This window comes from Bauldia sp. (genome assembly GCF_965232525.1).
Taxonomy (GTDB): Bacteria; Pseudomonadota; Alphaproteobacteria; order Rhizobiales; family Kaistiaceae; genus Bauldia.
Genome location: NZ_OZ246980.1, coordinates 940,800 through 960,091 on the forward strand (window position 1 = coordinate 940,800; position 19,292 = coordinate 960,091).

Here is a 19,292-nt window from a genome sequence, read left to right on the forward strand (position 1 = left end):
AAGGCGGGTGGTGGTGATTGCGCATGAAAAGGCCCCTGCCTAAGGTGGCGCAATCGACGGATTTGCTCGGGAGTGTTGTCATGCGCATCACCGGTGTCCTCGCAGCCGCGGCCGTCGCACTGACCAGCGCGTCACCGCTTGCCGCACATGGCAACGACGACGCGCTCGCCGCTTTCGCCGCATTATTCGAGGAAAGTGCAATCGTATCCGGGCCGGAATTGGTCGATTGCAGACTTTCCGGCGGCGCGGTCACCGTCTGCTACAAGATCACGGTCGTCCCGGGGGAAACCGTCAAAGCTGGCCCCTGGTGCCCGCGCACGATCACCGACGGTCCGGAGGTCAGCGGCATCTGGTTCGATGACGGCAAGGTCTACAATGCCGACGGCGCCTTTGTCGCCAACCTCCCGGAGTTCTACGGCGATCCGACCTGGCAGCTCCACGACCCCGCCACCGGCCACGTATTCGTCACCGACAACCAGATCGCCTGCGAGGCGGCGGCGCGGCCGGACGTCGATCCCGCCTACCGGAACCACTGTGTCGAGTGTCTGACATCATACATCGACCCCGGGCTCACCCGCACCTACATCGTCCCAATCGCCCCAGTCGAAGCCGGCGAACCGCAAAGACTTGGCGAGGCAGGCGGCGCGGGCCTAGCCTTCGACGGTATCATGCTTGGCCCACCGGCGCCGGTCGAAGCTATCCTCGGTAGCCACACGCTTGCGCCGTTCGACGACTGTGGCGGGCACGTAAACCCGCATGTCGGATACCACTATCACGCCGTCACCGATTGCCAGATACAGATCGCCGCGCCGAACGCCCACGCGCCGCTGATCGGCATCGCGCTGGACGGCGTCAGCATCTATGGGCAGCTCAACGCGGACGGATCGACCCCTGAGCGGCTGGACGTCTGCCGCGGCCATACATCAGAGGCGCTTGGCTACCACTATCACGTGTCGGGACCCGGCGATAATCAGATCATCGGTTGCCACAGCCACCAGATCGGCTGTGTCTCCGACGACCCCGATCGGCCCTGCGACGCGACGCAAAGGCGCCCGCCACCGCCGCGGTGAGCGCGCCGACGACCTCAACGGATTAACCGTCGCCTGGAAACTGAAAGCGGGCGAACCGATCGAGCGCGGCTTCGATCGTCGCCTTATGGGTCTTCGCTCGGCCGATGCCGACCCAGTGCCATGCCTGGATCAAGAGCTTGCCGTCCTGGCGGTCGGCCTTGAGGTCGATGGCGGCGACAATCTCGTCGCCGACCAGCACCGGCAGCGTGAAGTAGCCGAGTTTGCGCTTCGCGCGCGGCACATAGGCCTCGAACAGATGATCGTAGCCAAACAGGGCGGCCGTGCGTTTGCGCTGGATGGTCATCGGATCGAACGGCGACAGGATGTGGGTGAGGGCGGGCGGGGCCACCGTCCGGTCCAGCGTTTCGGTTCGCGCCCAGTGCGGCGCGTCAACGCCGTCGATTGCGACGGGCACCATCCGCTTGGCGCGCACGTCCTTGTCGATCAGGGCCTTGACCGCGGCTTTGGCGGGGGCGTTGAGGTGGCAGATCGAGTCGAGGCTGACGATCCCCTGCGACCGCAGGGCGCGATCGAGAACGTAACGATGAACCTGAGTCGCCGTCGCCGGCTTCGGCAGCTTGTCCCAGCCGAAATGCCGCTCGGTGAGCTCGTAGGTTTTCAGCATCCCGTCGCGGCGCGCGATGGTCAGCCGTCCGTTGTGAAAGCCGGCCTGCAGGGCGCGTTTCGAGGGTTTGCGCGACGCCCAGGGGTGGTTCTTGTCGACCAGGACATCGTCCTTGATGTCGGAGATGGTCAAAGCCCCCTCGTCACGGACCCGGCGCAGCACCTTGCGCAGATCCTTGGCCTCGACCGACCAGCGCGTCGGCGATCGGCGTTGCGCCTTCATGTCCGCGACGAAGAAGCGGATGTCGCGAACCGGCACGTAGCTCAGCGCGTGGGTCCAGTACTCGAACACGGTTCTGGTGTCCGACTGGGCGGTCGCCAGATCGGCACGACGATAGGCGGGAATGCGGGTGTGAAGGATATGGTGATGGCAGCGTTCGATCACATTGATGGTATCGATCTGTACATAGCCGAGATGTTCGACCGCCCGGGTCACCGCATCGACACCGGTGCCGAACGGTTCGGGTTCGTTCAACCGCTGCGCATCAATCCAGATCGCCCGCGCCTGAGGCCGGGATATCTCTACCGGAGCCGGGGCAATCCGGCGGCGGGACTTGGCGGATGTGATCACGGGCGGTGGATTGGCGATGATGGCGATTCAGGACACAAACGCCAAGCCTAGCACGCGGACGACGGCCGTGGTTGGCCGCTACTGACGCCGACTGCCACCGGCGAGGCTTGCCCGCCCCTAAACGTCCAGATTCGCGACGCTCAGCGCGTTGTCCTGGATGAACTCGCGGCGCGGCTCGACCTCGTCGCCCATCAGCGCCGAGAACAGCATCTTGGCGTCGGCGTCCTCGCCGTCCTTGACCTTCACCTTGAGCAGGGTGCGGACTTCCGGGTCAAGGGTCGTTTCCCAGAGCTGCTCGGCGTTCATCTCACCGAGGCCTTTGTAGCGCTGAAGCGAGACGCCCTTGCGACCCGCGGCGAGCACCGCCTGATAGAGATCACGGGGGCCGTGGATGACGGTCTCGACGTCCTTACGGCGGAAGGTTGGCGCCTTCCAGTAGATCGGCTGGAGCCGCGGGGCGAACTGGTCGAGCTTGCGCGCGTCGGCGGAATCGAGCAGAGCCGGGTCGACCATTGCCACTTCCTTGACGCCGCGCACCTCACGCTCGAAGCGGAAACCCTCGTCCGGGGAGAACGTGCCGGTCCAGCCCGCCTCGCCCTCTTCCGCCAGGGTATCGAGACGCTTGGCGACATAGTCGGCCGCCTCGGCGGCCTTCTCCGGTTCCGACAGGATCTCGGGGTTGAGGGCGCCAGAGATGGCGACCTGTTCGACCACCGCCCGGTCGTAACGGAAGTGGATACCGTCGAGCACCTGCACCAGCGTGCGCGCATCGCGCACCACCGTGGCGAGATCGGCACCGGCGCGCGTTTCGCCGGTGGCGATGTCGAGAACGGCGTCCTCGAGCCCGGATTCGATCAGATAGTCCTCCAGCTCGCGCTCGTCCTTGAGGTAAAGCTCGGACGAGCCGCGTTTGACCTTGTAGAGCGGTGGCTGGGCGATGAAGATGTTGCCGCGCTCGATCAGCTCCGGCATCTGCCGGAAGAAGAACGTGAGCAGCAACGTGCGAATGTGGGCGCCGTCCACGTCGGCGTCCGTCATGATGATGATTCGGTGGTAGCGGAGCTTGTCGGCATCGAACTCGTCGGTGCCGACGCCGGTGCCAAGCGCGGTGATCAGAGTGCCGATCTGCTCCGATGACAGCATCTTGTCGAAGCGGGCTCGCTCGACGTTGAGGATTTTGCCGCGGAGCGGCAGCACCGCCTGGTTTTCGCGGTTGCGCCCTTGCTTGGCTGAACCGCCCGCGGAATCGCCCTCGACGATGAAGAGCTCCGCCTTTGCCGGATCGCGTTCCTGGCAATCGGCGAGCTTGCCGGGCAGGGAGGCCATGTCGAGCGCCCCCTTACGTCGGGTCAGCTCCCGCGCCTTGCGGGCGGCCTCGCGGGCCGCCGCCGCTTCCACGACCTTGCTGACGATCGCCTTGGCTTCGGTCGGGTGCTCCTCGAACCAGGTGCCGAGACCTTCGTTGACGATGCTCTCGACCACCGGTCGCACTTCCGATGAGACCAGCTTGTCCTTGGTCTGCGACGAAAACTTCGGGTCCGGCACCTTGACCGACAACACCGAGGTCAGCCCTTCGCGGCAATCGTCGCCGGACAGCGACACCTTCTCGCGCTTGGCGATGCCCTGGCTCTCGGCGTAGCCGTTGACCTGACGGGTCAGCGCTGCACGGAAGCCGGCGATGTGGGTGCCGCCGTCGCGCTGGGGGATGTTATTGGTGAACGCCAGGGTGTCCTCGTGGTAGCTGTCATTCCACCACATCGCCAGCTCGACCGTCACGCCGTCGCGCTCGCCGATCACGACGATCGGCGCGCCGATCAGGGGGTGTTTGGCCCGGTCGAGGTAGCGCACGAAGGCTTCCAGCCCGCCCTCGTAAACCATTGTCTCGGTTTTCTCCTCGACGCCGCGACGGTCGGAGAGCACGATCCTGACTCCGGAGTTCAGGAACGCCAACTCGCGCAGCCGGTGCTCCAGCGTCGCGTAGTCGAACTCGGTCCGGGAGAAGGTCTCAGGCGACGGCAGGAAGGTTACCTCGGTGCCGGTGCGACCATCCCAGTCGCCGGTCACTTCGAGTTTCCCCTCCGGCACCCCGTCGGCGAATGTCAGTTCGTGAACCTTGCCGTTCCGCCAGATGGTCAGCTTCAGCCGTTCCGACAGCGCATTGACCACGGAAACGCCGACGCCGTGCAGGCCGCCGGACACCTTGTAGGAGTTCTGGTCGAACTTCCCGCCGGCGTGAAGCTGGGTCATGATGACCTCGGCGGCCGAAACGCCTTCCTCCGGGTGAATGTCGGTGGGAATTCCGCGCCCGTTGTCGTGCACCGTCACCGACCCGTCGGAGTTGAGCACAACCGACACCTCATCGGCATGGCCGGCCAACGCTTCGTCGATGGCGTTGTCGACCACCTCATAGACCATGTGATGCAGGCCGGATCCGTCATCGGTGTCGCCGATGTACATGCCCGGCCGCTTGCGCACGGCGTCGAGGCCCTTGAGGACCTTGATCGACTCAGCGTCATAGTCGCCGGTTGTCCCGGCGATAGGATTGATTTCGTTCATAGATTTACGATCGGCTCAAGGACCGGTGCGGATACTCGGACGGTGCTTACCATCCCGGTCCGGAGGGTCTCTCCGACGGCATCCGTTTTGGATCAGAATCATGCCAATTTATATAGCACCTGGGGGCGTGGATTTCGCCCCTTTGGCAAGAATTTCCATGTTTTTTGTGCAATGCACAAAAACACTGATTTTTTCTGCGAAATCAATCAGATGTCGCCGGAAGCGGTTACGGTTCGATCAAGGTCACGGTCGCGTCGCGGGCCGCGAAGTGCTGGGCCTGCTCGCCGAGGGGGGCGAAGACCGACGCATCGGTGCCGGTGATGAACGCCTGGCAGCCGAGACCAACAAGCAGATTGAACAACGTCGCGCGACGGGCCTCGTCGAGGTGGGCGGCGATCTCGTCGAGGAGTACCAGCGGTGTCTGGCCGGTGAGGCGGGTCACCAACCGCGCCTGGGCGAGCACCAACCCGACCAGAAGCGCCTTCTGCTCACCGGTGGAACACAGGGCCGCCGCCATGTCCTTCCGTCCGTGACGGACCAGGAGATCGGAGCGATGCGGGCCGGCAAGCGTCCGCCCCGCGGCGGCATCGCGCCGTCGCTCTTCCCGAAGTTGGCGACGATAGTCCTCCTCAACCGTGCTGGCCGGCTCGGATTCGAGTGCCGACTCCAGCGTCCCGTTGAGGGTAACCACGGCCGTCGGAAATGGAGATGGTGTATCGCCAGTTAGGTCCAGGCTCGATTCCGTCAGGCCCGCCCATTCGCGGCGCGCCGCCGCAATCGCCACGCCGAGCTCAGCCATCTCTGCCTCGATCGCATCCAGCCAGCTCTGGTCGGGGGACGGCTCGCCAAGCAGGCGATTGCGACCACGCATCGCCCGTTCGAATGCGTTGGAGCGCGTGCCGTGGCCGGTGTCGATAGCAAGCACCGCACGATCCAGAAACCGGCGTCGGTCGCCCGGCGAGCCGGTGAACAGCCCATCCATCGCCGGCGTCAGCCACACCACCCTGAGATGGTCGAGCAATGCCGACGACGACCCGACCGCCACGTGATTGACGTGCACCCGCCGGCGCGTTTCCGGTCCCGAATGTCCGGCGATCACACCGGTACCGAGCGCGACGCTGCCGTCACGATTGTCGAGGTCCACCGCGACCGCCCAGGTCCCGGTGCCGCCATGGCGGGCCATGTCCTCCAGCCGGGCGCCGCGGATCCCGCGTCCGGGCGAGAGCAACGATACCGCCTCGAGCAGGTTGGTCTTGCCGGCCCCGTTCGGCCCGGCAAGCACCACCGAGCGCCGATCGAGCATAAGGCCGAGGCTTGGATAGTTTCGGAAGTCGGTCAGCTTCAGCGACGTGACCGCCGTGGTCGTCGCTCTATTCGCCGGCGCCTGTTGGGGAATCGCTTCTGACACGCCGCGTGTTATAGCGCGAAACCGATGGCGCACCTTAGTCGGCCGCCAGTACCTCCAGGCCAAATTTCCGCTGTCATCAGAAGACTTGAACCGACTCAATGCCCGGTCCATATTGGGCATCCCATTAACAACTGAAAGGAGGTGATCCAGTGTCTCATTGTCAAACGCCGCGTGTGGCGGTGGTCTCGACCTGGAATCGCGCTTCTTGCGAGGTGCGCGCCTCCTGAGTTTGGGGCCAGAGTTTCGCTCACACCGCTATCCGCGGTGAGACAATGGAAGGGCCGTCCGATCGGGCGGCCCTTCGATTTTTTTTAAGACCGCGCCACCGGCTTATCGTTGGCGACGCGCCTGCCACCAGGCAACCGTGGCTGGAATCGATGTCTCCAGCGGCGTCGGTTTGAAGCCAAAAGCGGCCTCGAACTTCGATCCGTCGACGATGAACGGCTGGGTGAACTGATAAAGCATCTCGTTGACCTCCCGGATCGTCCGGTCGAAGACGCCGAGAACCTTGAGTAGCCATTGTGGCGCGACCTCAACGGGGGTCTCGCGACCGAGAACCGTGCCGATCATCCGGATCATGTCGTCCATGGATTGGGCAGGGGCGTTGGGGATATGCCAGACCTGACCGAGCGCCATCGGGTCGGTGCCAAGGGTCGCCAGCACCCGCGCCGCGTCCGGTGCATAGGTCATGCTATGCGGCTGACTCGCATCGCCGAGGACCCGCGCAGGCTTTCCCGCCAGCGCCCGACCGATGACCTGATCGCCAAGCGGCGATTGCCAGGTCGCGCCAGGGCCGAAATAGTCGGATGAGCGCGCCGTCGCCACGGCGAGGTCGCCGGCTGCGGACAGGGCCGCCAGTTCTTCGGCCATCTTCGTCCGCACCTGGCCTTTGCGCGAACACGGCGCAAGCGGATGTTCCTCGGTCAGCACCGTCCCGTCGGGACTGCCATACATGTAGACGTTTTCGAACGAGACATAGCGCGCGTCATTGGCTTGCGTCGCGGTCACCAGCGATCGCTGCAAGGGAGGAAACAACTCCGCCCAACGCCAATACGGCACGCCGAGGCACTGGTAAACGGCCGATGCATCCCGCGTGACCCGCTTGGCGAAAGCGGGATCGGACGCATCGCCGCGGGCCTGGTCGGCGCCCTCAGGTAGGTCAGCGACCGCCGAGCGGCTGACCACCCGCACCGGAAGACCGCGGGACGTCAGCTCCCTGGCGAGGGCGCGTCCGATCGGTCCCGCACCGAACACCACATGCGCTCCGGCCATACCCGACATCTCCATGAATGCGACGGTGATTGACCTAGGATGCTTCGATCGCGTGGGCCTTGATCCAGTTCAAGTTGGGTCTGCAGACCACTCGCGCCCCGCAGCGCCGGAGCCTCGGTTGTCGCAGCACACGAACCGCGAGACCCATGAATCCGCGCGACACCCGTTGTCTTGGCTCACGCCGATGATCTAGTCTGCCGCCGGAAGACGCGATCCGGATCGGCCCGGCGCGTTCCGCGGGTGTAGTTCAGTGGTAGAACGACAGCTTCCCAAGCTGTATGTCGTGGGTTCGATTCCCATCACCCGCTCCAATCGCCTGGTTTCGGCAGCAAAGGACATCGGCCTCTGGGCCCTCGGCTGACAACGGATGAGTGATTTCAGAAAAACCGGCGGCGCATTTCGACTGCTCGGCGTTCTCACGATCGCTGCAATTGTGGTCGTCGCCGGCGGTGATCCGTCTTTCAGCAATAAGGCAGAAATCGATCCCAACGCGTTAGGCATCGCGTCTCAGACACACTGCGGTGAAAAGCAGGTCCGTTTTCGGATTACGCCGGATTCGCCGAAACGGGTTGTCTTCGATGCCGATCGGCTGACGCGCTACCACCGGCTGTGTTTGTCCGTGCTGATCGAAGCGGGCCGCGACCAGACAAGCGATGCCCCGATACACGATCTGATCTATCATCAACTTCTGCACAAACTCGCGCATAAATCGGCGCGGTTCTACAAGGGTCCCGATGGCGAAGGCGTCCGCCTGCGCGACATTGCCGACAGCCGCGAACAGCTCGACCTCTCCCGGTTCGATCGGATCGTCTTCACCAACAAAGAAGGCGCGCCGCACAACTCCATGGCGCAGGCCAAGTTCAGTCGGCTGCTCCTGCAAAACGCTGCCTACGAACTCGAACGGACCGACCCCGATTCCGATCGTGCCCGGACGTTGCTCGCGCTCAGTCTGGCCATCTACCGGCCCGTCCTCGAACCGATTGAGAATGGCGGTCTCAGAAATCGCGCGCCCTGCGATCTCCGGCCGGAGCGCCAATGCTCGTGGTTCCATGCGGTGACGAGCCGAACCCGCGCGGATGCTCCGCTCGCCGGCGGAACTCTGAACAAGCAGTTGATCGTCATCAACGATCTGTTCGCTGCCGCAGCCTTGCTCGATGAAATATCCGGCCACGAAGGCTTCGACTATGCCGACAAAGCTACCGAATTCCGCCAGGCGGCGACCGAAGGGTACAACCAGCTCAGCCTTTCCACCGGGAATACGGAATCCGGCAAGCCACCCAACCTGGTGGACTACATTCCGCGTGATTCCGACGGCGCCTTGGTTTCGGAGAGCTGGGTCTACTATGCCGTCAATCCGGTCAAACAGACGGCCTATTTCCTCAAAGCAGCACCCTATAAGAACTGCCGCTATCACATCATCAACCTGGAAGCCCTCTATCGAACCTTGAGCGTTTTTGGCGACGCCGTGGATCCCGAGGTCGCGCGCGTCCCACACCCGGAGCTCGGTACCTCGGCGATCAGTTTTTATCTCGAAACCTACAAGTCGAAGCTCGACGACAGTCTCTATCGCGACTCGCCGAGCTCCGGCGACGGCAACTTCACCGGTTGTCTCGACGGAGACAGGCCGCTCAGCGACGAAGCGCTCGCGTTCCTGACAGAATTCGCGACCGGTTCAGCCAACGAACCGGCCGATCCGTCCTAATCCGCCGCTACAGCTGGTACCTGGCTGGCCAGTCGAGGGCGGGTCCGCCGAATTCCGCCGCACAGGCTCGGATGTCGTCGGCGAACAGTTCGATTAGCCGGGAACGGTAGTCGTCGGTCATCGGGATCTTCAGGTCGGTGCCCTTACGATTGTAGTCCGGATCGAAATCAGCACTCGGCTTGTCGGGATCGCCACCCAGAAATGCCAGGATGGTCTCGCGGAACGCAACCGCGTTTGCGATCAAGTCATCGAAGAAGAAGAGGGCGAACCGCCCGTTCGGGGTGATGCGCCGCCACCGCCGGACCGCTTCGGCCTGGAAGGTGCGCCGCTGCACACCGTCGCGGTGGAAGTAGGCCATCATCGACGCGACGCTCGGCTCCTCGCCAAGTCGGCGGAGATCCATGTTGTAGGCGGACCAGAACCGCTCGATCGGTTCGCGGGCGATGAACACGATCCGGGCATCGGGAAATCGCTCGACGATCCGTTGCGCGAGTCCTGGCTTCAGAGCCGAGTAGTTAGGGGTGATGTCGCCGGATAGTCGCTTGTCCTTCATTGAAAACAGGCTTGCGTACTCCTTCATCCGGATCTTCTTGGTTCTCCGCACGTATATCCGAAGGTGGAGGATATCGCCCTCGGTCAGGGGGCGTCGGCGTTGCTGAACCCGCGTTGCGTTGCAGGTTTCGAGATCGTCCTCCGCCGCTTCCAGAAGACGGCTTGCCTTCTTCACGTGTCCACCGGGGTGGTCGAAATAGTGGAGTTCCTTGATCGGTGGCATCCAGAAATCGGGATGACCGTCGAGCTGGTCGAAAAGCCACTGGGTGCCGCCTTTCTGTGTACCGACGCAGATGAAGTCCGGGCCTTCGCGCGTGGGAACAATCTGGTTCATGAGGGAGTCGGGTTACGGACTGGGTCGCGACGGGAACGGCAGCAGTACCGACTCACAAAGACAATGCCAACCGCCGGAAACATCGACGCAACAAACGCTGCCAATATGCCTGCTGTTCGAAGCGACTCGCATCGATTGGTTGACTTGGGCCCGTGGCGAATGCTCTGACTACGCGCATCGCGGCTCAATACCGCCCGTCGTCGGCACACCGGAGTTCCTTTGAAGCTGATTCTGCATGCTGGCATGCCAAAGGCCGGGTCGACGGCCTTGCAGCGCCGATGGAAACGATCGCGACGCCGTTTGGCGAAAGCCGGTATCCTCTATCCCGGCCGCAGCCTGAACCATAACTTCCTGATCGCGCTGGGTCGCCCTGCGGATCAACTGCCACGGATCTTTCGGCAGCACTACGCCGGCGACGAATCGCGGCTGAGGGCGGATTTTGACGCATTCATCGGCGAGATCCGCCAGGAGATCGACGCTGTCACCCCCCATACCGTGGTGATGTCCGGTGAAAATCTGTGGCACGCGCGCAACAATGAGGCGGACCGACACCGCCAGCTTCTTGCTTCGCTCGCGACCGACGTGACCATTGTCGCGTATGTTCGCCGCCCGGCGGACTACTACCTGTCGATGATCCAGCAAGGCATGAAGGCTTCGCATCAGATCAGCAGACTTCGGCCGATTGAGTACCGGAACACCATCGAGACACTCGCCGGTTTCGGCGCCAAGCTGGAGGTTCACGAGTATGACGTCGGATCTTTTCCGGACGGCGACATCTCGCTTGATTTTGCTCGCCGCTACGCGCCAGAGGCCGCCGGGCCTCTCAAGAAGGTCACGCTCAGGAAGCGAACCAACGAGAGCATGAGCGCCGAACTCATGGAGATCGCTCGCGAATATCGCGCCCATACGCATGAATCGCAGCCCAACGTCTTCACCAAGGAGACGAAGGTGCTTCTGCGAACGCTGCGCAACCTGGATAGCGGCCGACGGCCTAAGCTGAAGCCGGAGATCGCCGATACACTCAATCATGGCGCTCCGGATTTGTTGTGGCTGCGGAATACCCATGGCGTCACATTCGAAGGAATCGACTACGACCGGATCGCCGAGATACCGAGCAGCGAGCCCGAACGGATCGCGGACATCTGCATCGTCGATCAAGAACGCAAGGAAGGCCTGGTTTACGAGGCCATCCACGCGATCGTGGGTGGGATGACAAAGGATCGCCCCGACCTCGGTTACAATTTCACCACGCTTTTCCGCCCGGGTACGGGGGGCAGGAGGCAGGGCCGCGGCGGGCGCAAGAAGTTCTAGCCGGAATCATCGAGCCCGCCGATGGTGCCGTCTTGCGGCGCGTCAATGAACCGTCGCCGAGCGGCGTGATAGTCGGTGCATTGGTACTGTCGGAACGGCCCCATCTTCGATCCGGAGCCAAGATGATGACACCGCAGCTGCACCGGCGCGCCGCGGAAGCGCTCGACGAGATCGTTGCGCTGCGGCGCCAGGTGGTCGATCACGGCAGGGAAACGTATCGTCGGTGGCGCCCGGAGATCGAGCGGCCCCGTTTCGCACCCAGCGCCTTGAACCTGGCGCATTACCTGGCGCTTCGCCGACACGATCTAAGGGATCTGCAACGCCGGCTGATGGCGCTTGGCATTTCGTCGCTCGGACGACTCGAAAGCCGCGTCCTCGCCTCGCTCGACGCCGCTGCGACGGCACTGTCGACGCTCGCCGACACACCCATTGATGCGATCCGGCCCCCGTCGACGCGCCAATTCTTCGCCGGCGAGGCACGTCTGGAGGCCAACGCCGTCGAACTCTTTGGCCCGCCGACGCATCACCGCAGCGGCCGGATCATGGTGACCTTAGCGACCGAAGCGGCCGACGATCCGTCGGTGATCGCCGCGTTCGTTCGCCACGGCGCGGACGTCATACGCATCAACTGCGCGCACGACGACCCCGATCGCTGGGCAGCGATGATCCGCCATGTCGATGCCGCTGGACGGGACAGCGGACGGCGCCCACCGGTACTGATGGATATCGCCGGCCCAAAAGTCCGCACCGCCTATGTCCTCACCCCGCCCGACCGGAGCCGGGTTCGGGCCGGCGATACGGTCCTGCTCAGCCGTGAGGTCCAGCCATCGGAGCCGGATACACCGTTCCAGATGACCTGCACGGCACCGGAAATCCTGGAGCGGATCAGCATCGGCGACCGCGTCTCCATCGACGACGGCAAACTGCAGGGGGCGATCTACGGCGAAGCCAATGGCGGCTTCCTCGTCCGGATCGACGGCGGGCGGCTCGGCGGGGCAAAACTCCGCTCGGAGAAGGGCCTCAACTTCCCCACCGCCGATCTAGGCCTCGATCCGCTCACCGCCAAGGACAGGGACGACCTCGACTTCGTCGTCACCCATGCCGATATGGTCGGTTACTCCTTCGTCCAAACCGCCGGGCACGTCGCGGTGTTACAGGACGAACTCGCCAAACGTACGGCCGACTGGCACCGGCTCGCGCTTGTAGGCAAGATCGAGACGCCGCGCGCGGTGCGCAACCTTCCGGAGATCATCGTCCAGGCCGCTGGTCGTCAGCCCTTTGGCGTGATGATCGCGCGGGGCGATCTTGCGGTCGAAATGGGCTTTGAACGGGTCGCCGAGATGCAGGAAGAGATCATGTGGCTGTGCGAGGCCGCTCAGGTTCCTGCGATCTGGGCGACCCAGGTGCTTGAGGATCTCGTCAAGGACGGCTTGCCCTCGCGTGGCGAGATGACCGACGCGGCAATGGCAGCGCGGGCCGAGTGCGTTCTCCTCAACAAGGGCCCGAACGTCACTGCCGCTGTCTCGGTGCTCGATCGCCTGCTGGCCCGCATGGCCGATCACCAGGTGAAGAAGACGCCAACGCTGCGCGCGCTCCATGCGTGGGACGATCGCTCGTAACAGCGAGAAAGCCGGGCGAGAACCGCCCGGCCCCAGAGCACGTTGGGATCGTGGGATCAGTTGCCGCCGCTGTTGTCCGATGGCGTCATCCAACCCTGGGCCGCGCCGCCGGGATCAGCGACGAGAGCGATCCGGCCAACGCCTTCCACGTCCCACGGCTCGCGCATCACAGTGCCGCCGGCGTCCTTCAGCGCCTGGACCCGCTTGTCGATGTCGTCGACGGCGATATAGCTCATCCAGTGATCGGGCATGCCGTCGAACCCGGGGCCGGACATCTCGAACATGCCACCGACCGTTTCGTCGCCGGAGCGGATGACCGTGTAGACCATCTCGGGCATCGGCATGTCCTCGAAGGTCCAGCCGAGCGTCTTGCCATAGAAATCCTTCGCCTTGGCGGAATCGCGAGTCATCAATTCGTTCCAGTGGAAAGCGCCGTGGGCAGTCATGTCGTCCCTCCTTTTAACATTCCGGTTAAACAACCTAGCCGATCGGCCGTGACACGCAAGTGACAAGGGCGTGATCGTCGCGGGCTGCTGACACACCCCGGATCCAAGATGTTCAAATGACGGAATCTGCCTCGGTTGCACCCGCCAGCGAACCGGGCGAGATTGGCGGCCATGCGGTCAATCCTGGTTCTGGCAATGGTGGCGAGCATGGCAACGACGGCAACGGCCGACGAGCGACCGGACGACTTTGTCGACGCAGCGGATGTCGTGCCCGGCTTGGTGGTCGAGGCGCGTTATGCCGGCTTTTTCAACTTCGTCGGCGAGCCGATCGACGGCTACGAGGCGCCGAAGTGCCTGCTCACCCGGCCGGCGGCAGAAGCGCTGGCCAAAGTACAGGAATCACTGAAGCCGTATGGGTTCGGGCTGAAGGTTTTCGATTGTTACCGTCCGGCCCGCGCCGTGGCGGAGTTCGTGCGCTGGTCCAAAGACGAGGACGACACGCGGATGAAGCCGGAGTTCTATCCCGATCTCGACAAGAGCGAGTTGTTTCTCAAGGGCTACATCGCTGAACGCTCTGGCCATTCGCGCGGCTCGACCGCGGATCTGACCCTGGTGACGCTGCCGGCCAAGGTCGAGGTCTACATGGGCACTGGCTTCGACTTCTTCTCCGAGCGCTCCTGGCCGGACGACGCCAAGCAGCCTGCCGATGCCCGTGCCAACCGCCTGTTGCTCTCCTCGCTGATGCAGCTCCACGGCTTCGAGCCGTACCCGTATGAGTGGTGGCATTTCACGCTGGCCGACGAACCCTACCCCGACACCTATTTCGACTTCCCGGTAGAGTAGACGGATCGCCGGCAGGCTCAGGCCCAAAACGGTTTGGCGACAAGACCTAGATCGGCCGACGCCGGGTCCCTTTCGGCCATGACGATTTCCGCCGCGATCCGATCGCAGAGGGCAATGTCGTCCACGCCCAGTGTCGGCGGGGACGCTGCCGCCTCCCGCCACGTGTCCCACAACGAGGTCTCGTGTCCGGCGAGCGACAGAAGATCGCGGGCGAGGTTGACCCAGAGAAACCACGCGCCTGTCGCCGGGCCGTGACCGAACCGGTCGGCCGCAATGCCATCGCCCCGGTATAGGAGCCACGCTTCAGCCGCGGTCGCAAAAACCGCCCGCGGCATGTCGGCGACATCGAAGGCGATCCCCAGATCGCGTTGATGGACGGCGTCGAGTTGCGCGTCGGCGCGCATCCACCGGCCCCGCTCGGCCTGCCAATACTCGGTGACCCAGTGATCCTCGTAGCGGCCAGGCGTGAAGTAGGTGGCAAAGCCGCACCGGACCCGGGCCGGGGTCGCTTGGTGCCGCAGGATGCCGCACATCATGATCGCGTAATCGCGGCAGGTACCGGCCGCCCGCCGTGCGACGGGTCGGAGTGTCGTCAAAGGCGCCGGATCGGCGGCGACGATCTGCGCCAGACGCTCGGCCAGCGGCAACGTAGTCCTTGGCTGCCCCGCGAAGTCGGCGGGGTCGAGGTCGTAGCGGTGGGCCGACTCCAGGTGCACGAGCAAGCCGCCGACCGCGTCCATGATCGACGGCACGTCGCCAGGCAGGGAACCGACCAGCGGCGCCTGATCACCCGGCGACGTCATCGCGCTATGCCCGGCGAAGGCCGACGGCGGTGGACCGTCGGGCGTCTCCTGATCGATTGCGGTGTCTTTCATCAGTGTCGCGTCCGGCTTCATCATGCTCGTCGTGCGGGGCCGGCCGCCGGGAAACAAGGCGTGGGTTGCAATATCATGGCTTTCATTTACCTATGGTGACAGCCAACCCTTGGTTGATCCGAGTTGACGTTGGCGGGAAGCGGGCGGCGGAATTCGGTTGAGAACGACAATAGGGAACAGATGACATGAAGCTGGCGCAACCTTTCCGACACCGCAGCGTTTCGTTCGCCGCGACCTTGGCAATCGCCTTGGGAATCACCCTCTCCGCTGCCGGGCCGGCGGCTGCCGAACAAGGCATCTGCAAAGTAACGGCAGGAACAAGCAGTGGTCACAAATATGCTGCGATGAAGTGCGCCAAGAAATCGAACCCAGACAATTTTTTCATCAGTTCGTCGGTCTGGGAGCGCAAGAACAAGAAAGCCTACGCTAACCTGGCTCGGCTGGCGGGGCGCAGCTTCACCTGCACGCTGAAGCGGGTGGGAACCGTGACGCGACCCTCGGTGAGAACAATCACCTACGACATATCGAACTGCAGGTGATAGGTCACCGATCGAATCGCTCATCACTCCGCTGCAGTTAGGTCTGTCTCGCCTGCTGAGCGATTGACGACCGCATAACTGTCCCGGCGACGGTCACGGTCGTCGCGCGATGTCCGCCTACGCCATCAGGAAATCGTCGGCGTCGAGGGAGAGGCCTGCGTCCAGCTTGGCGAATAGGGTCTTCTTGCCGGCACCGGCGCCGTTCTCGTCATGGAACAGCTTGCCGTTGTCATCGTTGTAGATGATGCGGTCGTTGCCGTCGGCGGCTTTCTTGCCGATGTGGAACTCGCCGCCCCCCAGCACGCTGCCGATCTTGGTGAAGACACTGCCGTCGAGGACGATCAGATCGACATCGGTCTCGAAGTCCCTGATCCGGTCGACATTGGAGTCGGGATCGAGCTTGGTGTCGAAGCGGAACCAGTCGGCGCCATCGTCGCCCCCGAGGTCGTCGTTGCCCTTGCCGCCGGAGATTTCGTCGTCACCGGCGCCACCGCGGACCTTGTCGCCACCCTTGCCGCCCTTCAGCGTGTCCTCGCCGAAGCCGCCTTTCAGCACATCGGCGTTGCGGCCGCCGACCAGCTCATCGTCGCCGGGGCCGCCATAGATTTTATCACTGCCGCGACCGCCCTTCAGAATGTCGGCGAGATCGTCCGCATGTTCGGCCGGGTCTAGCCGGAAGATGTTGCCAGACAAGCTGACCAGATAGAGGTTGCCGTTGCCGTCGACCCCGAAGGAAGCGATCTGGCTGATCGCGGCATCGGGGCTGATCACTTGGCTGGTCCGGTCGACGACCTCGGTGGCAACGCCGCCGTCCATCACCAGCGTCCACAGCCGGCCAGTGATGAAATCGGCGAAGAAATAGGCGCCATCCAAAGCCTGGCCCGGCGCGTCATAGACATAGCCGCCAGTCACCGATCGGCCGAGGTCGTGGCTGTATTCGAACACCGGTGCGACGGCGCCGGGGGGCGGCGTGCCGAGGGTGCCCTCAGCGCCGGGCCAGCCATAGTTCTCGCCACCGTCGCTCGACGCCGGCTGGAAGTTGATCTCCTCCCGCGAATTCTGGCCGACATCGGCGATGAACAGGTTGCCGTCCTTGTCGAATGAAATCCGCCACGGATTGCGCAGGCCCCACGCCCAGATCTCATCTTCGCCGGGCTCGCCGACAAAGGGATTACCGTCGGGGCCGGTGGGGATAGCGTACTCCTTGCCGGGATCCGTGTTGTCGACATCGATGCGCAGGATCGAGCCAAGCAGGTCGTCCTTATCCTGGGCGGTGTTGGCGTCGGCACCGCCGTCTCCGAGCGCGATGTAGAGGTAGCCGTCGGGGCCGAAAGCCATCGACCCGCCGTTGTGATTGGTTGCGTCCGGGTGGGGGACTTCGAGGATCAGCCTGGAAAACGAGGCGCTATCCGGATCGAGCTCGTCGCGCGCATACTCGCGAATCTCGATGTCGCCAACAGCGTTGGTCAGATGGACATAGAACAGGCCGTTGGTCTCGTAGTCCGGATGGAAGGCCAGGCCCAGCAATCCCTGCTCTCCCGAGGTCGACAGTCCGTCGATGTCCAGGAACGGGGTGAATTGGCCCGTGTCCGGATCGAGAATGTCGATCTCACCGGAATTCTTCTGGACGACGAACAACTCGTCGGGTCGGCCCGGCGCCGACGCGGCGAACAGCGCCCCGCCAAAGCCGGAGCCGACCAGCACCGCATCGATCGCGCCAACACCGTCTCCGGTCTGGTCACCGTCATAGCCGAAGATGACATCGTCGCCCTTCTTGCCCTTGATCGTATCCGCGCCACTGGTGCCCTTGAGAATGTCGTCGCCGTTGGTCGCCGCCATTTACGTCCCCGTTCGTCGCGCCCGCTGACCCCGATCGCAACACTAGGGTGGCACTGTGGCGGTTCAATGCAGGCTGACGGCGTTGGATGTGAATCGTTTCCGGAGCCTTGCCAGCACCGATATCAATAGCTTCAAACTCGAATAAAAAGCCGGCTAATCGTCAGGCTGCGGCGGCCAAGGCTTCGCCGGCGCCTCGATAGGAGAGCGCTTCGGCAAGATGCACGCGGCCGACTGCATCGACCCCGTCGAGATCGGCGACGGTCCGCGCGACCTTCAGCACCCGGTGATAGCCGCGGGCCGAGAGCTGCATTGCTTCCGCCGCCGATTTGAGCAGCGCGAGCGCGGGCGCATCAAGGGCGGCGGTCTTTTCGATGACGTCCGGGGCGCACTGCCCGTTGCTGCCGATCGACGAGCCGAGTGCGGCGAAGCGCTCCCGCTGGATGGCGCGCGCTTCCGCCACCCGCACTGCCACTGCCGCCGACGGTTCCGCCGGCGCCGGCATGATCAGGTCGCTGGCAGTGACCGCCGGCACCGAGATCCGCACATCGATCCGATCGAGTAGCGGCCCGGAGAGTCGCGCTTGGTAATCGGCAACGCAGCGCGGACCGCGCCGGCAGGTGTGGCCCGGCTCGCCGGCCATGCCACAGCGACAGGGATTCATGGCGCCGACGAGCTGAAATCGGGACGGGTAGCTGATCCGGTAGTTGGCGCGAGCGATCATGGTTTCGCCGCTCTCCAGTGGCTGGCGCAGCGAATCGAGTACCTGCGGTGAAAACTCCGGCATCTCGTCGAGGAATAAGACACCATGATGGGCGAGCGAGGCCTCGCCGGGCTTGGCCCGGATGCCCCCGCCAACCATGGCTGCCATCGAGGCGGAGTGGTGCGGCGCGCGGAACGGCCGGCGCGCGGTGAGCTTGCCGTTTTCGAGCGTGCCAGCGATCGAAGCGATCATCGAGACCTCGAGCAACTCCGCCGGCGACAAGGCCGGGAGGATCGACGGCAACCGACTCGCCAGCATCGACTTGCCGGCGCCGGGCGGGCCGACCATCAGGAGATTGTGACCGCCGGCGGCGACCACCTCGAGCGCCCGCTTGGCCGACTCCTGGCCCTTGATGTCGCCGAGATCGGGCAACGCGATGTCGCCCGTCGCCATCGCCGCTTCGGGGCGCGAAAGCACCTGGGTGCCGCGAAAATGGTTGGCCATGGCGATCAGACTGCGGGGCGCCAGGATCGCCATGTCGCCGCTCGCCCAGGCAGCTTCGGCGCCGCAGGCCGCCGGGCAGATCAACCCCCGCCCCAGGCCGTTGGCGGCGATTGCCGCCGGCAGTACCCCGGCGACCGATGAAATCGTGCCATCGAGCGCCAGTTCGCCCAGCGCCACGTAGTCGCCGAGCTGGTCCGCCGGCAGCGCCCCGATCGCCGCCATCAGTGCGAGCGTGATCGGCAGGTCGTAGTGGCTGCCTTCCTTCGGGAGATCGGCGGGCGCGAGATTGATGGTGATCCGTTTCGGCGGCAGCGCAAGGCCGGTCGCATGAAGCGCCGCCCAAATCCGGTCGCGGCTCTCCGCCACCGCCTTGTCCGGCAGGCCGACGATAGCGAAATACGGCCCGCCCGGCGCGATCTGCACCTGAACGTCGACGGGGACCGCTTCGATCCCCTGAAAGGCAACCGTCGTGACGTGGGTAACCATGCCGCGCCCTCCGCGATGGCTCAACCATAGCGGAAAGCGGC

The 19,292-nt window shown here is 64.2% G+C and carries 15 protein-coding genes and 1 tRNA gene; 7 read left to right on the forward strand and 9 right to left on the reverse strand.

Features of this window, described 5'->3' with window-relative positions:
• Positions 1-80 precede the first annotated feature (80 nt).
• Entirely contained in the window at positions 81-1,070 is a 990-nt protein-coding gene (locus ACO076_RS04460; RefSeq protein WP_421725529.1) for a YHYH protein, read from the forward strand.
• Between the two features lie 22 nt (positions 1,071-1,092).
• Here ACO076_RS04460 and ACO076_RS04465 read toward each other — a convergent pair whose 3' ends face one another.
• The 4 genes from ACO076_RS04465 to ACO076_RS04480 form a co-directional block, all read right to left on the reverse strand.
• The gene (locus ACO076_RS04465) at positions 1,093-2,235 is read right to left on the reverse strand and encodes a winged helix-turn-helix domain-containing protein (RefSeq protein WP_421726669.1); all 1,143 of its coding nucleotides are present in this window, start codon (positions 2,233-2,235) and stop codon (positions 1,093-1,095) included.
• Between the two features lie 147 nt (positions 2,236-2,382).
• A complete protein-coding gene (gene gyrB / locus ACO076_RS04470) occupies positions 2,383-4,821 on the reverse strand; it encodes a DNA topoisomerase (ATP-hydrolyzing) subunit B (protein ID WP_421725530.1) in 2,439 nt (812 codons plus the stop codon).
• A 226-nt stretch (positions 4,822-5,047) separates the two neighbouring features.
• Positions 5,048-6,229 (reverse strand): DNA replication/repair protein RecF, encoded by a 1,182-nt coding sequence (recF, locus tag ACO076_RS04475; RefSeq protein ID WP_421725531.1) that lies wholly within the window; start codon positions 6,227-6,229, stop codon positions 5,048-5,050.
• A 330-nt stretch (positions 6,230-6,559) separates the two neighbouring features.
• Positions 6,560-7,501, reverse strand: coding sequence for an NAD-dependent epimerase/dehydratase family protein (locus ACO076_RS04480; RefSeq protein ID WP_421725532.1), 942 nt, complete (start codon positions 7,499-7,501; stop codon positions 6,560-6,562).
• 236 nt (positions 7,502-7,737) lie between these two features.
• Here ACO076_RS04480 and ACO076_RS04485 point away from each other — a divergent pair.
• Positions 7,738-7,812 (forward strand) — tRNA-Gly (locus ACO076_RS04485).
• 56 nt (positions 7,813-7,868) lie between these two features.
• A complete protein-coding gene (locus tag ACO076_RS04490; protein ID WP_421725533.1) occupies positions 7,869-9,203 on the forward strand; it encodes a hypothetical protein in 1,335 nt (444 codons plus the stop codon).
• Between the two features lie 7 nt (positions 9,204-9,210).
• On the opposite strand, the gene ACO076_RS04495 is transcribed toward ACO076_RS04490, so the two are convergent.
• A complete protein-coding gene (locus ACO076_RS04495; protein WP_421725534.1) occupies positions 9,211-10,089 on the reverse strand; it encodes a sulfotransferase in 879 nt (292 codons plus the stop codon).
• Between the two features lie 300 nt (positions 10,090-10,389).
• Between ACO076_RS04495 and ACO076_RS04500 the strand changes: the two genes are divergently transcribed.
• Both ACO076_RS04500 and ACO076_RS04505 read left to right on the forward strand, forming a co-directional pair.
• Positions 10,390-11,400 carry a hypothetical protein gene (locus ACO076_RS04500; protein WP_421725535.1) on the forward strand — a complete coding sequence of 337 codons (1,011 nt, stop codon included), beginning with the start codon at positions 10,390-10,392 and terminating at the stop codon, positions 11,398-11,400.
• Positions 11,401-11,525: 125 nt separating this feature from the next.
• Positions 11,526-13,019 carry a pyruvate kinase gene (locus tag ACO076_RS04505; protein ID WP_421725536.1) on the forward strand — a complete coding sequence of 498 codons (1,494 nt, stop codon included), beginning with the start codon at positions 11,526-11,528 and terminating at the stop codon, positions 13,017-13,019.
• A 56-nt stretch (positions 13,020-13,075) separates the two neighbouring features.
• On the opposite strand, the gene ACO076_RS04510 is transcribed toward ACO076_RS04505, so the two are convergent.
• Positions 13,076-13,465, reverse strand: coding sequence for a VOC family protein (locus tag ACO076_RS04510; RefSeq protein ID WP_421725537.1), 390 nt, complete (start codon positions 13,463-13,465; stop codon positions 13,076-13,078).
• 207 nt (positions 13,466-13,672) lie between these two features.
• On the opposite strand from ACO076_RS04510, the gene ACO076_RS04515 reads away from it, so the two are divergent.
• Positions 13,673-14,308 (forward strand): M15 family metallopeptidase, encoded by a 636-nt coding sequence (locus ACO076_RS04515; protein ID WP_421725538.1) that lies wholly within the window; start codon positions 13,673-13,675, stop codon positions 14,306-14,308.
• Positions 14,309-14,325: 17 nt separating this feature from the next.
• On the opposite strand, the gene ACO076_RS04520 is transcribed toward ACO076_RS04515, so the two are convergent.
• Complete coding sequence (locus ACO076_RS04520) at positions 14,326-15,183, reverse strand: transglutaminase-like domain-containing protein (RefSeq protein ID WP_421725539.1); 858 nt, start codon at positions 15,181-15,183, stop codon at positions 14,326-14,328.
• A gap of 185 nt (positions 15,184-15,368) precedes the next feature.
• Between ACO076_RS04520 and ACO076_RS04525 the strand changes: the two genes are divergently transcribed.
• Positions 15,369-15,722 (forward strand): hypothetical protein, encoded by a 354-nt coding sequence (locus tag ACO076_RS04525; RefSeq protein ID WP_421725540.1) that lies wholly within the window; start codon positions 15,369-15,371, stop codon positions 15,720-15,722.
• Between the two features lie 117 nt (positions 15,723-15,839).
• Here the strand turns inward: ACO076_RS04525 and ACO076_RS04530 are convergent, their stop codons facing one another.
• Both ACO076_RS04530 and ACO076_RS04535 read right to left on the reverse strand, forming a co-directional pair.
• The gene (locus ACO076_RS04530) at positions 15,840-17,561 is read right to left on the reverse strand and encodes a PQQ-dependent sugar dehydrogenase (protein ID WP_421725541.1); all 1,722 of its coding nucleotides are present in this window, start codon (positions 17,559-17,561) and stop codon (positions 15,840-15,842) included.
• Positions 17,562-17,721: 160 nt separating this feature from the next.
• Positions 17,722-19,251, reverse strand: coding sequence for a YifB family Mg chelatase-like AAA ATPase (locus tag ACO076_RS04535; protein ID WP_421725542.1), 1,530 nt, complete (start codon positions 19,249-19,251; stop codon positions 17,722-17,724).
• Positions 19,252-19,292 lie beyond the last annotated feature (41 nt).

What these genes read in the sequence shown, in the direction of transcription:
- ACO076_RS04505 (WP_421725536.1), top strand. Translation starts at nt 11,526, where the DNA reads ATGACACCGCAGCTGCACCGGCGCGCCGCGGAAGCGCTCGACGAGATC.
- ACO076_RS04530 (WP_421725541.1), bottom strand. Translation starts at nt 17,561, where the DNA reads ATGGCGGCGACCAACGGCGACGACATTCTCAAGGGCACCAGTGGCGCG.
- ACO076_RS04480 (WP_421725532.1), bottom strand. Translation starts at nt 7,501, where the DNA reads ATGGCCGGAGCGCATGTGGTGTTCGGTGCGGGACCGATCGGACGCGCC.
- ACO076_RS04460 (WP_421725529.1), top strand. Translation starts at nt 81, where the DNA reads ATGCGCATCACCGGTGTCCTCGCAGCCGCGGCCGTCGCACTGACCAGC.
- ACO076_RS04515 (WP_421725538.1), top strand. Translation starts at nt 13,673, where the DNA reads ATGGCAACGACGGCAACGGCCGACGAGCGACCGGACGACTTTGTCGAC.
- ACO076_RS04535 (WP_421725542.1), bottom strand. Translation starts at nt 19,251, where the DNA reads ATGGTTACCCACGTCACGACGGTTGCCTTTCAGGGGATCGAAGCGGTC.
- ACO076_RS04510 (WP_421725537.1), bottom strand. Translation starts at nt 13,465, where the DNA reads ATGACTGCCCACGGCGCTTTCCACTGGAACGAATTGATGACTCGCGAT.
- ACO076_RS04495 (WP_421725534.1), bottom strand. Translation starts at nt 10,089, where the DNA reads ATGAACCAGATTGTTCCCACGCGCGAAGGCCCGGACTTCATCTGCGTC.
- ACO076_RS04525 (WP_421725540.1), top strand. Translation starts at nt 15,369, where the DNA reads ATGAAGCTGGCGCAACCTTTCCGACACCGCAGCGTTTCGTTCGCCGCG.
- ACO076_RS04490 (WP_421725533.1), top strand. Translation starts at nt 7,869, where the DNA reads ATGAGTGATTTCAGAAAAACCGGCGGCGCATTTCGACTGCTCGGCGTT.
- gyrB (WP_421725530.1), bottom strand. Translation starts at nt 4,821, where the DNA reads ATGAACGAAATCAATCCTATCGCCGGGACAACCGGCGACTATGACGCT.
- ACO076_RS04520 (WP_421725539.1), bottom strand. Translation starts at nt 15,183, where the DNA reads ATGAAAGACACCGCAATCGATCAGGAGACGCCCGACGGTCCACCGCCG.